Here is a 13,581-nt window from a genome sequence, read left to right as displayed (position 1 = left end):
AGCAGAAATTAGCTAGATTATGTCTTACAACCAGGATTATTAATTTAATCCAGCTTCAATACTATTCATCGCCCGGATATAGGCGGGGTCATCTGGTTGTACTTGTCTTTCTTCGGTGCCATTCTCCTGATAAATTGCTTTTTTAGCATTGTCAGCGATAATGGCATTGACAATTAATTCCATTGATTCAGGTTTATCTAGATTATTAAGGGCTTCTGCGTATTTACGACTATGACTTGGTCTGACTGATTCTTGACAGTAGTTAGACAATTCACGACTTTGGGTCATCACTTCAAAAGCAAAGGTTTTTTCTTCCTCACCACCATACAAAGACATATAGAGAAGATTAATCATTGAAGAATCATGAGGTTGAATACCATATTTGGCTTTGATTTGGGGCCAATATTTCAAGGCTTTTAAACCTTCTAGACTTCCTGTACTTAAACCATAACCTCGATAAGCTTCTTCAAATTCTTCTATATGAAAAGGACAACGATGAGAATCGCGCATCAAATAGGCTAAAACTTGACCTGCTTGGAAATTCCGCGTTGGTTTTCCTGTGATAGGCTGCATCATACTACCCCGTACATCAGCAACTATTGCTGTTAATTGAGAAAAAGTGTGGTCTCTGACTTTTTCCATATTGCCGCCGCGATTGAGGGTGGCTTCAATTCTGGGAACACCATAGCCTAATTCAGTGAGGGCAATAGATTGATTAAAGTATAGTTGAGCGCGATCGCTCCTCAGTATCGATACAGTAGCTGCTTGGTCTAAACACTGATCTAATAGTAGTGTTAATACTGTGGGTAACACTCCTGGATTTTCTGCGTGATATGTGTAGACAAAACCTGCAAATATAGACGCCATGTTTTTCGCCGCTTTGATATATTGTGCCTCTACATTGTGAATTCCTGGGGCCACTTGTATATTCAATGATATTTTGTCTATCATATAAGCTCCCAACAGCGCTGTTAAAGCATTTGGATGACAAAAATTAGCTGTAAAGCTATCTACTGGGTCTCTCAAGGCTCCATGTCTGTGAAATCCTGAGAAAAATGCTAAATTCGGGTATTTTTCACACAATATATAAGATTCGTTTGCTTCCTCATCGTGGTTAAAAGATCCTGCTAAACAGGCTAAAACTACTGTATCCCTTCTAAGTTCTTTTCGTATTTCACAAGCATCAGCTAAATCTTTTTCGATATGATTACTATTAGCACTTAAAATTACTAATTCGCAATTTTCTATCAAATATTCTAAAGTATTAGGAACTAATTTATTACCTTCTTGATGAACTGACACCCCCTGCATAATTTCTATATGTTCTTTGTCCATACCATTGAGAGCTTTTTGCTCAAAAGCCCCCAGTAACTCTCTACCTGGACGATTAGCTAACAGGAGGCGATCTCCCCCTCCTTGCATAGCCGCGTTGTATGCTAGGGAAGCCGGATACAACCCAATGCTATAAAAACCCACTTGAGAATTCATTAATTCATTAATCCGATTCTTGATTTCTTCTGGGTCTAAACTTTCTTTAAAAAAACTATTTTGCATTTTTTCTTATCCAGTTACAAAAAAGAACATATTTTTTCTCAGCAATGCTGCTTATCATTTAAGTTTTTGTTGTTAAACTACTATCTTTATCAACAAAAACCTTACTGTTGCTTGATTATTCTTAATTAGAGTAACTTTTTATTGTACATAATTAATAAATTAATCATAATTTACAGTAAATTATACCATAAATGATAAAAATAAGATTATTACACTTAGAATGGGTCAGATGATTAATCAGGAATTAGCCTTGATTTCAGCTTTACAACAATCAAAGTTGATACGAACCGGAGAAATTACATGTTTAGAATTAGTAGAACTATATCTAGATCGTATTAACAAAATAGACAATCAACTAAATTGTTACTATACAGTGGCGGCAGAAATGTCTATAGCTGAAGCCAAAAAGAAAGATGAACAACTAATCAAAACCAAAAACAAAGAAGAATTACCTGCTTTATTTGGTGTACCAATATCAATCAAAGATCTTAATTCTGTAGCAGGATTACCCTGTTCTTATGGTAATGCAGCGTTAAAAGATAACCTATCTACCTACGATGACGGGATAGTAACTTTAATTAAAGAAAGTGGTATGATTATCCTCGGGAAAACTGCAACCTCTGAGTTAGGATCTTTACCCTATACAGAACCCCATGGATTTACCCCAACTCGTAATCCGTGGAACTTAGATTATACTCCAGGAGGCTCTAGTGGAGGGGCAGCAGCGTCGGTAGCAGCGAGATTATGTTCTCTAGCCCAGGGTTCAGATGGAGGGGGATCAATTCGCGGTCCTGCCTATTGTTGCGGTTTAGTGGGAATCAAGCCTTCTCGGGGACGTGTATCTAATGCCCCTGTAGGTGATTACCAAAGCGGGATCTCTACCAATGGTCCTTTAGGGCGTACCGTGGCCGATGCAGCCGCATTACTAGATGTAATGTCGGGTTATCTTACGGGAGATCCCTACTGGTTAGAACCCCCAGAGACATCTTTTTTAGAAGCTACTCGTCGTCAACCGCAAAAATTGCGTATCGCCTATAACTTTGGTGCCACAGCGATCGCGGAAGCTGTACCTATTTGTCAAGAACAGGTAACCAAAGTTGTAGATATATTAACAGATTTAGGGCAGTCTCCAACACAAGCTAGTCCTGATTTTAGTGGTATTGTAGAGCCTTTTACTAAAATTTGGCAGGCAGGACCAACGGCCGTCGGTATTCCTCAAGAAGCTTTAGGTCCATTTTGTAATTGGATGGCTAATCAAGCAGGTCCTGTGGGAGAATATTTACAGGCAGTCCATCAGCTACAAATAAAAGCCCGTGAAATTGTTGCTTTTTTTGATAACTTTGATGTGTTGATTTTACCTACTTATTTACATCCTCCTATCAAAGTAGGAGAGTGGGCAGATTTAACTCCAGAAGCAACTTTAGAGAAAATTACTCAGTGGATCGCTCCTTGTCCTCCGATAAATATAGCAGGTCTCCCGGCGATCGCCCTTCCTACTGGCTTAAGTGATCAAGGTTTACCCTTGGGTATCCAATTGATTGGAGGTCCTGGGGATGAGTTAACTCTGATTTCTCTGGCTTCTCAACTAGAAGAAGCTTTGAGATGGGATCATTTACCTCCAATTTTTTAACTATTTTCGGCGCCAACTTAATTTGGAGTGTAGCCAATAATTCCAAAAAGTAATGGCGCCAATGGCTAAAAAGTTTGCTAGGTACTTTCCTGCTGGTAGAGATTTAAAATTAAGGGGTGTATAAAGTATTTCTAGGATAACTGCCCCAAAAATTAACCCTGTTAAACAGACAAAATTAAATTTTAGTAGTCTCTTTAGTTTCGCCAATAACCCTGGTTGAGCTTTAGCGATATCGCGAAAAGTCCAAGCATCATTCCACCAGAAGTTGTTAATCACAGCTATTTCTGCCGAGAGAAACTTAATTATACTTAGGGGTAGATTTAGATTATAGACATCACTGAGAAAATAAAGAGCGGTCATATCTAAAAATACTCCACTAATTCCTACGATACAAAAACGCACAAAGCGAATTGATAGGGAAATACGCAGACGCAATAAATATTGGTAATATCTGAGATATTGCCCTATTTTTATATCTGTTTGTTCGGCTTCGGTAGTTAGGACATTGTAATCTACCTCGGCTATGTTAATTATTTCACCTCTGGCAATAACTTCGATGAGAATCGTCTGGCAGAAGGGAGACATAAGAAGGTTAGCGATCGCTTTTCTTTTGACTATAAAATAATTACTAAAGGGATCTCTTAGACGACTAATGATCTCTGGTAAGATAATCAAGCCTAATGTGCGAGTAAAATTTTGTTTAGATAAGTTTTTCTCTGGTGAGTAACTAGCTACGGCTAAATCTGCTTGGTTGTCGATCTTTTCCAGGAGTTTAACTAACATCGAGGGGGGATATTGTAAATCAGCAGGAATTACCCCTAAAATTTGACCTTTAGCGATTTGCCAACCTCTAATCGTGGCGATAGCTAAACTAGTCTTTTTGGGTAACCCCATTACTCGTAGTTGTGGATAAATGCTTACTAACTCTAAGGCTATTTCTCCAGTTCCATCAATACTCTGATTATCTACTACGATCACCTCATAATCATTATTATCAATAGAAGAATCTAGAACAGTGGTAACCATCTCAATCACACTGGCAATAGTTTTTTGATGATTATCAGTGAGAAGTATCAAGGAAAATTTTAATATACTGTAACTCTCAGTTTTAGATAAATCAGGAACTTGTAAACAAGTTTTCAGGGGAGAAATAAAAATAGGCGATAATGATTCTTCCATTAGCTATAATATTTTTTTACTTAAGGTAATTAACGCGAGGATCCAGAAGACTATAAATTAAATCTGCAACAAAATTAAAAATAACAATTAGGATAGCATAAATAAACGTAATTCCCATAACCACAGGTGTATCTCCTCGATTTAAAGAATCAATCAATAATGCCCCAATTCCTGGTATTCTAAATACTTGTTCCGTGATTAAAGCGCCAGTAAAAATGCTAGGAATATCTAAAGCAATTAGCGTGACTAGGGGAATAAGGGCATTGCGGATAATATGTTTTTGAATTACTACCTTTGGTTTTAATCCCTTAGCGTAAGCTGTACGCACATAATCTTGATTAATTTGTTCTAATACTGATAAACGAATAAAACGAATAAATATAGACACTTGATATAAGCTTAAAACAGTAATTGGCATAATTGACTGTTTAATTTGAGCGAAAAATCCCCTTATACTATTAATTTCTATAGTGCTTTGGTATATAGATGGTAACCAGTTTAATTTCACACTAAAAATAATAATTAATAATAACCCCGTAAAAAAACTAGGGAGAGAAATGCCAAAAAAAGCCAAGAGATTAATTGCATTATCTAACCAAGAAGAACGTTTTACTGCCGCAATTATTCCTAAAGGAAGACCGATAACTAAAGCTAGAATATAAGCAGAACCTACAAGACTAATTGTGGTGGGTAAGCGCTGTAAAATTAATTGACTAACGGGTGTTAAACTAATAAAAGAATAACCAAGATTCCCCTGTAAAAAGGCTAAAAGCCATTTGTAATAACGAATATAAAGAGGTTGATCTAAACCCAGAGATTTACGGATATTTTCTCTAATTTCCGCAGTAATAGCCGGATTAGTGGCAAATTCTCCTAAAGGATCTCCTGGTGCTAAAGCTAAAATAAGATATATAATCATGCTAATAGCTATGAGAGTTAGTATAGCTACTAAGCCACGGCTCAATAAATATTTAATCATAGTTAAAATACAAATTGAAGAGAGCAACAATTGATACAATCAAAAGAGTAAGTTATGTGGCTGTGAGAGTTAATGAGTGAAAACAAAAATCTACGTTCTGTTGGTTTACTTACTGCCGTTTGTTTAGTCATCGCCAATATGGTGGGAACTGGTGTTTTTACTAGTTTAGGCTATCAAGCTATGGGTATCAAATCTACTTTCGTTTTACTATTTCTTTGGTTTGTTGGCGGAATATATGCTTTATGTGGTGCCCTGTCCTACGGAGAATTAGCGGCGGTAATGCCAAGATCTGGGGGAGAATATCAATACCTTTCGGAAACCTATCACCCAGCAGTAGGGTTTGTTTCTGGATGGATATCAGTAACAGTGGGTTTTGCAGCGCCAATCGCTTTAGCGGCGATCGCCTTTGGAACTTATGCTAATGAAGTTTTTCCGGCTATTGTACCTAGGTATGCGGCTATCTTGACTGTGATAGTCATTTCTCTAATTCATACCCGTAATCTTCAATTAGGGAGTAAATTTCAAGACATTTTTACAATTCTTAAAGTTTTGCTGATTGTTATTCTAATAGTATGTGGACTATTATTCGCAGATCCTCAACCCTTGGATTTAATCCCCACACCAACCCAGGTAATGCCAGAAATATTTAGTTCTGCCTTCGCTATTTCTCTTGCCTACGTGACTTATTCTTACTCGGGTTGGAATGCAACAATATATTTAGCGGGGGAAGTAAAACAGCCAGAGAAAAACTTACCCCGATCTTTGCTAATAGGAACGATTATAGTTATGATACTATATCTGTTGGTGAATTTTGTTTTTCTCTATGCCACACCCATGAGTGCGATCGCAGCTTTAGAAGACAAGGAAAAAATTTCCGCCTTAGCCGCTAGTTATATCTTTGGCGAAACTGGAGGCAAAATTATGAGTCTGTTGATCGCCTTTGGATTAGTTTCTACCATTAGTTCTATGGTTTGGGCTGGACCTCGTGTGACACAAGTAATTGGTGAGGATATACCTTTTTTTAAACTCCTAGCCAGAAAAAATAGCCAAGGTATTCCTGATTATGCTATTCTCCTCCAGCTAATGATTGTATTAGTTTTGTTGATTACTTCTAGTTTTGCGCAGGTGGTAACCTATTTAGGATTTACGCTAATTTTGTCATCTTTTTTCACCGTCTTGGGTGTATTTGTCCATCGCTGGCGCTACCCCAAAGTTAAGCGTAGTTATCGGACTTGGGGTTATCCAGTTACTCCCATTATTTTTATGGGAATTAGTCTTTGGGTTTTGGTGTTTATTTTCACCGGACAACCCAATCAATCTTTAGCAGGTTTAGCTACTATTTTTATAGGTTTACCTGTTTACTTTATAGCTTCTAAAAAACAATTAGCATAGATTATGTATAGATATAAAATTTGGGCGATTTTTCTAGCTACTATCACTTCTGTGGGTTTAGGACAACTCATACAACCCAAGATAAGCAAAGCCAATGTAAATCAAGAGAATTTAATTGCCGCTACTATTAGTGATTTTAACGAACAAGAAGCAGAATCATGGACAGCCAGCGCTAAATATCTAGCAGGTATTCCTCTATCAGAAGATACTCAGATAACTAAGTTAAAATCTCTACAATCTCAAAGTAATTGGCAAACTCATCAAAATGTTCTCAATGATTCCTGGTCACAATTGGAAAACCAACAACTAGCCAAAGTCAGAAAATGGTCAAGTAGCGAATTAGCTAGTATCAATGGTGAAAATCCTACACTTTTTTATCCCTTTAGTGGTCCAGATTTTTTATACGCTTATTCTTTTTTCCCTGAGGCAGAAGAATATGTTTTAATCGGATTAGAACCTATCGGCTGGATTCCTAACTTTACAGAAATGTCCGATGCTGAGATTAACCAGAAATTAACAGAAATTCGTAGTTCTCTACACGCTATCTTGAAATGGAGTTTTTTTCGTACCAATGATATGAAGGTAGATATGGCCCAACAGGGGGTATTGCCCTATATTATGTTATTTATGGCCCGAACTAATAACCAAATTCTTGATGTTGAATACGTTACTGTAAACGACCAGGGAGAAATAGTTAAGTTAGAATCAAATCAGAATACCACTCCTGGGGTCAAAATTTCTTTTTTACCTGAAGGAGAATCCCAGGTTAAAACTCTCTACTATTTTTCGGCGGATCTTTCTGATGGGGGTTTAGCGGGTAATCCTGCCTTTGTTGAATATATCAAAAGTCTCGATAATCCAGTAACTTATCTCAAGGCGGCATCTTATTTGATGTACTATGACTACTTTAGCCAGATTCGCAATTTAATCCTAGAAGAGAGTCAAACTATTCTTCAGGATGATTCAGGAATGCCTGTGAGATACGTTAATAATGGCGATTGGGAATTAAGCTTTTACGGCACTTATACAGGTCCAATTCCCCTGTTTAGCAATATGTATCAAGCAGATTTGAGAGAAATATATCAAACTAATCAAAATATTCAACCTTTGGATTTTGGTGTAGGTTATAAGTTTGGTGTCAATGAATCTAATTTAATGTTAGCTAATAGAAAAGACGCTCAATAAAATGCCTCTTACTCAGACCTCGCATCTTTACCTAATGTTACTAGTGGATGAATCTTGAAGTCTTGAAGTCTTGAAGTAATGAGAATGAGTTTTGAAGTTTTGAAGTTTTGAAGTGAGGAAGTAATGAGTAATGAGTTTTGAAGTCTTTACGTCTTTAAGTAATAAGTAATGAGTTAAAGAATTAAGTATTAGTCATTTCACAAAACAACCAAGTCATTAAGTTGTTACCTCTTGGTTATATCTATCAATAGCTGAGAGTAAAGCAGGAGTTGGAGATGGAGGATTAGAAATTAAATGTGTGACTCTTTCCCAATCTTGTGAAGATAAGAAAACTGACTCATTGGGGATTAAATCTTCAGATTCAGACTCTAATTCCTGTACTAAAAACTTAATCACCGTTAACTTTTCACTTCTTGATAAATGATGTAATTGGGGTAATAATTCTTTTAGTGTCATAATTTGATTCTTTTAAGTATTTACGACTACTAATTGATTTTAACTCTATTTGAGGTTCTGTTGCCAAAACTCTATTACTCATTTTCTGGTGAGAAAGGTTATCCTTTTGAGGCAGGAGGCAAGAGAGGCAAGAGAGGCTCCGAGAGTTAGGTACAACCTCATGAGTCCGAAAAATGCTATAAGCTTATATAGCTATTGTTTTATATTTTCTGGATTTATCCATAATTATTTTTATACTCGCATTCGATTTATATACCCCAGTTAAAAACTAGGTTCGTAGTTGGACTAAAGGTCCAAAATATCCTATATATAGGGTTTGCTGAAAAAGTAAGTTAAGTGTGAGGAGATAGGGAATAGGCAAGAGGCAAAAGGCAATAGGGGGGGACTACTTATTAGTACTTAAGTAATCTAAGAGGAAAAATGCACTATTTTTAGCATAATATATTCAAAAACGAGGCACTTTTCGCCATGAAAAACAGCCTCAAACCTATATCCAGTAATAGTTTTAGATTTATTCAGCAAGCCCTATATAGGGCTAAAGCCCTACTACAAACTTATCTTTAATAATCACTGGATTTTGTCAATCAGATTGGTATTATATAGCAATTCTTATACTGGTGAGAAAGGTTATCCTTTTGAGGCAGGAGGCTCCGAGAGGCTCCGAGAGTTAGGTACAACCTCATGAGTCCGAAAAATGCTATAATTCTATATGAAAACTAATGATCAGTGTTAATAGTAGTTACATAGGGCAATTCATCTTCAGTAAAAGCTTCTGCCTTGTTTACTTGTTTTTCTAATACCTCTAAATTAGCATCTGAAATATCTCCCCTACGGTCTTGAATTCTTTGTCTGAGAATCTCTAGGGGAGCAGTACAGTATAATATTTTTAGAGGTAAATCTCTACTAGTTGCTTGGGCGATCGCCTTTTGCCGTTGAATTCTCTGCTCATAAGTAGCATCTAATATCACTGTATATCCCATCTGGGCTAAATTTATACCTAAATCTAAGAGATGTTGATAGGTTTTTTCTGTCATTTCAGCAGTATAAAGACTCTCATCTCCCCTAGCTTCTAGAGAAATATCCCCTAAATGTTTACGCACAGCATCAGAGCGAATATGAATCCCTTGAATTTCTTTTGCTTTTTGTCTTGCTACAGTAGTTTTACCTGAGCCTGATAAGCCACACATCAGGATAATTTCCCCAGATTTATTTTGACTATATTGCCAAGCTAAATCATAATACATAGCAGCAGTATTTTTAGCCTCTGTTTTAGCTGGGGGTGATATTTCTGAATCATCCAAAACCAAGGAGTGAACTTTAGCTCTTACATAAGCTTGACGGCATAAATATAGGGGTAAGACTTCCAATCCTTGCCAATCTCCAGTAATTTCTAGATAACGATTTAAAAAGACATTAGCTAAATCAAGTCTTTCTTTAGCTTCTAAATCCATAACTACAAAAGCTAAATCGTACATCACATCTACATAGCGAAAAGATTCATTAAATTCAATGCGATCAAATAATTGTATTTTGCCTTGGTAGATGCAAATATTTTGTAGATGAAGATCTCCATGACATTCTTTTATTTTCTCTTGTTTTTGGCGTTGATTAAATATTTCTGCTTTATCTCTCAAAAAATCGTCGGTAAAAGCCTTGATTTCTTCGTACTTTTGCCTACTTACTATATTTCCCACATATTTATAAGTTTGTTGATAATTATTATCTATAGAAACACGAATAGTAGCAAGCTCCCCAAAACTAAGTATATAATCATTAGTTAAACTAGCTGAATGAAAATCTGCCACCACTTCAGCCAGTTGTTGTAAATGTGCTTCTGTTAATTTTCCTGCTTTATATAGGTTACTCAAAAGATTTTCTTGAGAAAATTGACGCATCTTCAGGGCATACTCTACTGCTTCCCCTGAGTCAGCAAATTGATATTTATCCCCAACTTTGACAATTTTTAATACCTCTAGATAAATATCTGGGGCTACTGGTTGATTAAGTCTTAACTCTTCTTGAATAAAATAATGACGTTTGGCTAAGGTAGAAAAGTCTAAAAAATTAAAACTAACTGGTTTTTTGACTTTATAGGCATACTCTCCCGCTAGGAATATATAAGAAATATGCGTTTGGATTAGTTGAATAGAATCAGTAACAGGATGAGGATAGAATTCACCTCGTTGCATTTCTTTGATTAAATTTTTATCCATAATTATATTGACATTAACTATTTTTTGCTTATCAGTATATTTTAATGATGTGAGTGATGTGAGGTAATGGTTAAATAGAACGAGTGTACTATTTTTGCTGGGTTAAAGTTATTTTTGTAAAATAAAAAACTAATAGTGAGGAGATTATCCAATGGCTACCATAGATGATTATAGACAATATATAAAAAACATTATTACTGAATATAGTCAATATAAACCTTCTTATGGTGATGTTGAAGTACAAATAGTTTTTGATGAAGAACGAGATCACTACCATTTGATGACTGTAGGTTGGAATAAAGAGCGTAGAATTAGAGGATCAATTTTGCATATTGATATAAAAGATCATAAAATTTGGATACAACATGATGGCACAGAAGAGGGGATCGCTACTGAATTATTGAATTTAGGTGTACCGAAAACGGATATTGTTTTAGCTTTTCACTCTCCTTCTAGAAGAAAGTTTATGGACTTTGCCGTTAATTAAGTGTAAAAAATATGAAAATCATTCTAGTTTTACTGTTATTGTTACTTCCCACTATTTTTACTAATCGCAATTTTTCCACAGTTTTGGCTAATGACTTCATGGAAACTAATCAAATAGGTTGGCAAAAAAATCTGAAGGTAGATGATGTTTTCTATGACATTTATATACCCAGAAATTCCCTAGTAGGAACAATTTTAGTATTGCCTGGGTGGGATTTTCCTCGCACTAGTTGGATAGAAAATTCTGATTTAGTAGAATATGCGGATAAGTATGGCTATGCTTTGATTCTGCCAGAAATGGGCAAAAGTATCTATGGTAGTAGCTACTACCCAGAGACAGAAATGAAGTGGAATGCTATACCTGGTGGTGAGTTTATTAAAACTCGTTTTCTTGGGGAAATACAAACTAGACATAATTTATTGCAACCAGGTCAGTATAATACTATGCTAGGTTTGTCTACAGGAGGTAGAGGTGTAGCTTTAATTGCTTTGGAAAATCCCAACTTATTTAAAGCAGGCGCTAGTCTTTCTGGGGATTTTAGTCAAGAAAATATGCCTAATGATAACCTGATGACGGCAGTTTATGGTCCCTTTAGGGAAAATCGCGATCGCTGGTTAGGCAGAGATAACCCTCAAAGCCGAGTAGAAGAATGGACTATGCCTTTGTTTCTCGCCCATGGAACAGAAGATGATATAGTACCTGAAAGCCAAAGTCGTCTCTTTTATGAGTCTTTGCAGCAAGCACACCAAAATCAGGTAATAATTGAATATTTTCCCGTAGAAGGTGCAAAACACGACTATGACTTCTGGAATTCACAACTCGAAAATGTCTTCAGTTTTTTTGAGAAAATTCGCTCTTAATTGTATAGCGCTACTTGATAAGCAATTTAAATAATCAGGTAGTAAATTTTCCTACACCCTACACCCTGTCTTCAGTTTAAGCTTGTTTTCACTCCGTCAGCTAGTTTACTCAGACCAAAGCAGGAGTAGTAAGAATGAGCTAGAAAGATAATGATAGATATTTAGACGAAATGGTCTAAATATCTAGTAACGTAATTTTGGAGTTTTTCGGAGTTATTAGTCTACCTCAAAAAAGTAGTCATTTTTAACCTGGGCAAAGATCTGAACTAACGCCGTTTAACCCGCTTACTTAACAATAAACCAGAACTGACAATTACTGAGGCTACAATAGTAGTTGGTTCAGGCACCACTGCAAGGCTGACAGCATTCACGTACCAATTCTGCGAGCTTCCAAAAGGCTGATCTACTCTAACTGAAAAAGTCCCGTCTAAACCAGGATTGACGTCGCTGAAACGGGCCACATAGCCTACAGAGAAGTTTGGCGCAGTATTGTAAGATACTGACGGATCCGATGAGCCACTAAAGTTTGACCCACTAGTACTGTTGTTGATAAAGTCATCACTTCCGAGGATCGTAAACTGTGTAGGGCGACCATCAGTTGCCGGAGATCTCTCTCCATATACCACGACCTCGTAAAGCTCAGTTGGCCTTAAATTAGCGAACACAAGGTCAACGAAGCCTGCACCGGAATTACCTTGGATATAGCGCACCATGTTGACGTTGTTTCTGAACACTGAATAGGCATCGGTGCCTATGTTCGGATTGGCTCCATTAGTATCTGTGTCGCTAACATTCGCATCGGTCCCATCTCCGGTTACAGAAAGTGTGTAACCTGGTTGTACACCAGTCTCGAAGTCAATCAAAGGCTGGGAATTGGCGCCGAGGCTGTAGTCTGTGATATTTGTGCCCGCGTACTCACCGGGAACATTTGAGGCAAGGTCATTGTAAGCGCGGAAGGTTGCCGCGTTAGCGTTCAGAGAAGAAGCTGCTAGAAATAATACCGAAACAATAGATAATCGAAACATTTTGCTCTCCTAACTATAATTATCTATTTACCTTATCAACATTTTTTCATATTATCAACTATCAATTTGTTAACCAAGCTTTATCCAAGCACAAGAGATTCGGGCTATGAACCGCTTCTAAAAATCTACTCAAATTTACTCAAACAGCAAAATAAGACAGAAAAAAGTCAGCGGTATATCTTTTGCCATGTAAAGTGTTTTTACTCCTTGCCAATTACTCGGTACTCTGTATCACTGACACAGACTCAATAATTGGCTTAACCTTACATGCCCAGTTAGGGTACACTTCCATACGATAAAAGGTATTCCTCTTTATGTATCCAAGTTCAGCTTTCAATAGTTTATTTAGTTTGTAATACGCTCGCCATAGATGTGCCCTATCCTTCACAGATAAAGCAGTCTTGATGGTCTGCGGTAATCTTTCACTTAATCTCATCCCTCTTCTACCAATCACCATAGCGGCAGCTACACCACTATTCAATCCATACATTCTCATGTATTTAACCATGCCAATCAAAGAAGTGTATTGAGACGCTACTTTTTTTATTTCTACACCTCTATTAGCGGCAATAGCCGCTAAAATCTTAAAAAACGAGTTATATCCCCAACTACTCAACATCC

11 protein-coding genes and 1 pseudogene are annotated in these 13,581 nt (G+C 36.7%); 5 read left to right on the top strand and 7 right to left on the bottom strand.

Going from position 1 to position 13,581, the window contains the following annotated elements; translation table 11 throughout:
* Window positions 1-39: 39 nt before the first annotated feature.
* The gene (locus MW688_RS19685; protein ID WP_486737715.1) at window positions 40-1,554 is read right to left on the bottom strand and encodes a hypothetical protein; all 1,515 of its coding nucleotides are present in this window, start codon (window positions 1,552-1,554) and stop codon (window positions 40-42) included.
* Between the two features lie 229 nt (window positions 1,555-1,783).
* On the opposite strand from MW688_RS19685, the gene MW688_RS19680 reads away from it, so the two are divergent.
* On the top strand, window positions 1,784-3,184 hold the full coding sequence (locus MW688_RS19680) for an amidase (protein ID WP_486737714.1): 1,401 nt from the start codon (window positions 1,784-1,786) through the stop codon (window positions 3,182-3,184).
* Here MW688_RS19680 and MW688_RS19675 read toward each other — a convergent pair whose 3' ends face one another.
* Both MW688_RS19675 and MW688_RS19670 read right to left on the bottom strand, forming a co-directional pair.
* Complete coding sequence (locus tag MW688_RS19675) at window positions 3,185-4,363, bottom strand: GtrA family protein (RefSeq protein ID WP_486737713.1); 1,179 nt, start codon at window positions 4,361-4,363, stop codon at window positions 3,185-3,187.
* Between the two features lie 16 nt (window positions 4,364-4,379).
* Complete coding sequence (locus tag MW688_RS19670) at window positions 4,380-5,342, bottom strand: ABC transporter permease (protein ID WP_486737712.1); 963 nt, start codon at window positions 5,340-5,342, stop codon at window positions 4,380-4,382.
* A gap of 72 nt (window positions 5,343-5,414) precedes the next feature.
* Here MW688_RS19670 and MW688_RS19665 point away from each other — a divergent pair, with 72 nt between their 5' ends.
* The gene (locus tag MW688_RS19665) at window positions 5,415-6,734 is read left to right on the top strand and encodes an APC family permease (protein WP_486737711.1); all 1,320 of its coding nucleotides are present in this window, start codon (window positions 5,415-5,417) and stop codon (window positions 6,732-6,734) included.
* 3 nt (window positions 6,735-6,737) lie between these two features.
* Window positions 6,738-7,919 (top strand): hypothetical protein, encoded by a 1,182-nt coding sequence (locus MW688_RS19660; RefSeq protein WP_486737710.1) that lies wholly within the window; start codon window positions 6,738-6,740, stop codon window positions 7,917-7,919.
* Between the two features lie 216 nt (window positions 7,920-8,135).
* Here MW688_RS19660 and MW688_RS19655 read toward each other — a convergent pair whose 3' ends face one another.
* Complete coding sequence (locus tag MW688_RS19655) at window positions 8,136-8,375, bottom strand: type II toxin -antitoxin system TacA 1-like antitoxin (protein ID WP_486737709.1); 240 nt, start codon at window positions 8,373-8,375, stop codon at window positions 8,136-8,138.
* A 716-nt stretch (window positions 8,376-9,091) separates the two neighbouring features.
* Window positions 9,092-10,588 carry a bifunctional aminoglycoside phosphotransferase/ATP-binding protein gene (locus MW688_RS19650; RefSeq protein ID WP_486737708.1) on the bottom strand — a complete coding sequence of 499 codons (1,497 nt, stop codon included), beginning with the start codon at window positions 10,586-10,588 and terminating at the stop codon, window positions 9,092-9,094.
* A 151-nt stretch (window positions 10,589-10,739) separates the two neighbouring features.
* Here MW688_RS19650 and MW688_RS19645 point away from each other — a divergent pair, with 151 nt between their 5' ends.
* Together MW688_RS19645 and MW688_RS19640 are read left to right on the top strand one after the other, a co-directional pair.
* Window positions 10,740-11,075: an element excision factor XisI family protein gene (locus MW688_RS19645; RefSeq protein ID WP_486737707.1), complete on the top strand. Its 336-nt coding sequence runs from the start codon at window positions 10,740-10,742 to the stop codon at window positions 11,073-11,075.
* Between the two features lie 11 nt (window positions 11,076-11,086).
* On the top strand, window positions 11,087-11,935 hold the full coding sequence (locus MW688_RS19640) for a prolyl oligopeptidase family serine peptidase (RefSeq protein ID WP_486737706.1): 849 nt from the start codon (window positions 11,087-11,089) through the stop codon (window positions 11,933-11,935).
* Between the two features lie 266 nt (window positions 11,936-12,201).
* On the opposite strand, the gene MW688_RS19635 is transcribed toward MW688_RS19640, so the two are convergent.
* On the bottom strand, window positions 12,202-12,960 hold the full coding sequence (locus MW688_RS19635; protein WP_486737705.1) for a PEP-CTERM sorting domain-containing protein: 759 nt from the start codon (window positions 12,958-12,960) through the stop codon (window positions 12,202-12,204).
* Window positions 12,961-13,174: 214 nt separating this feature from the next.
* Window positions 13,175-13,581, bottom strand: a pseudogene (locus tag MW688_RS19630) (hypothetical protein); the annotation flags it as partial.

This window comes from Johannesbaptistia floridana (assembly GCF_057440575.1).
The sequence above is the reverse complement of the archived record's forward strand: the minus strand, read 5'-3'. Positions and strand labels throughout refer to the sequence as shown.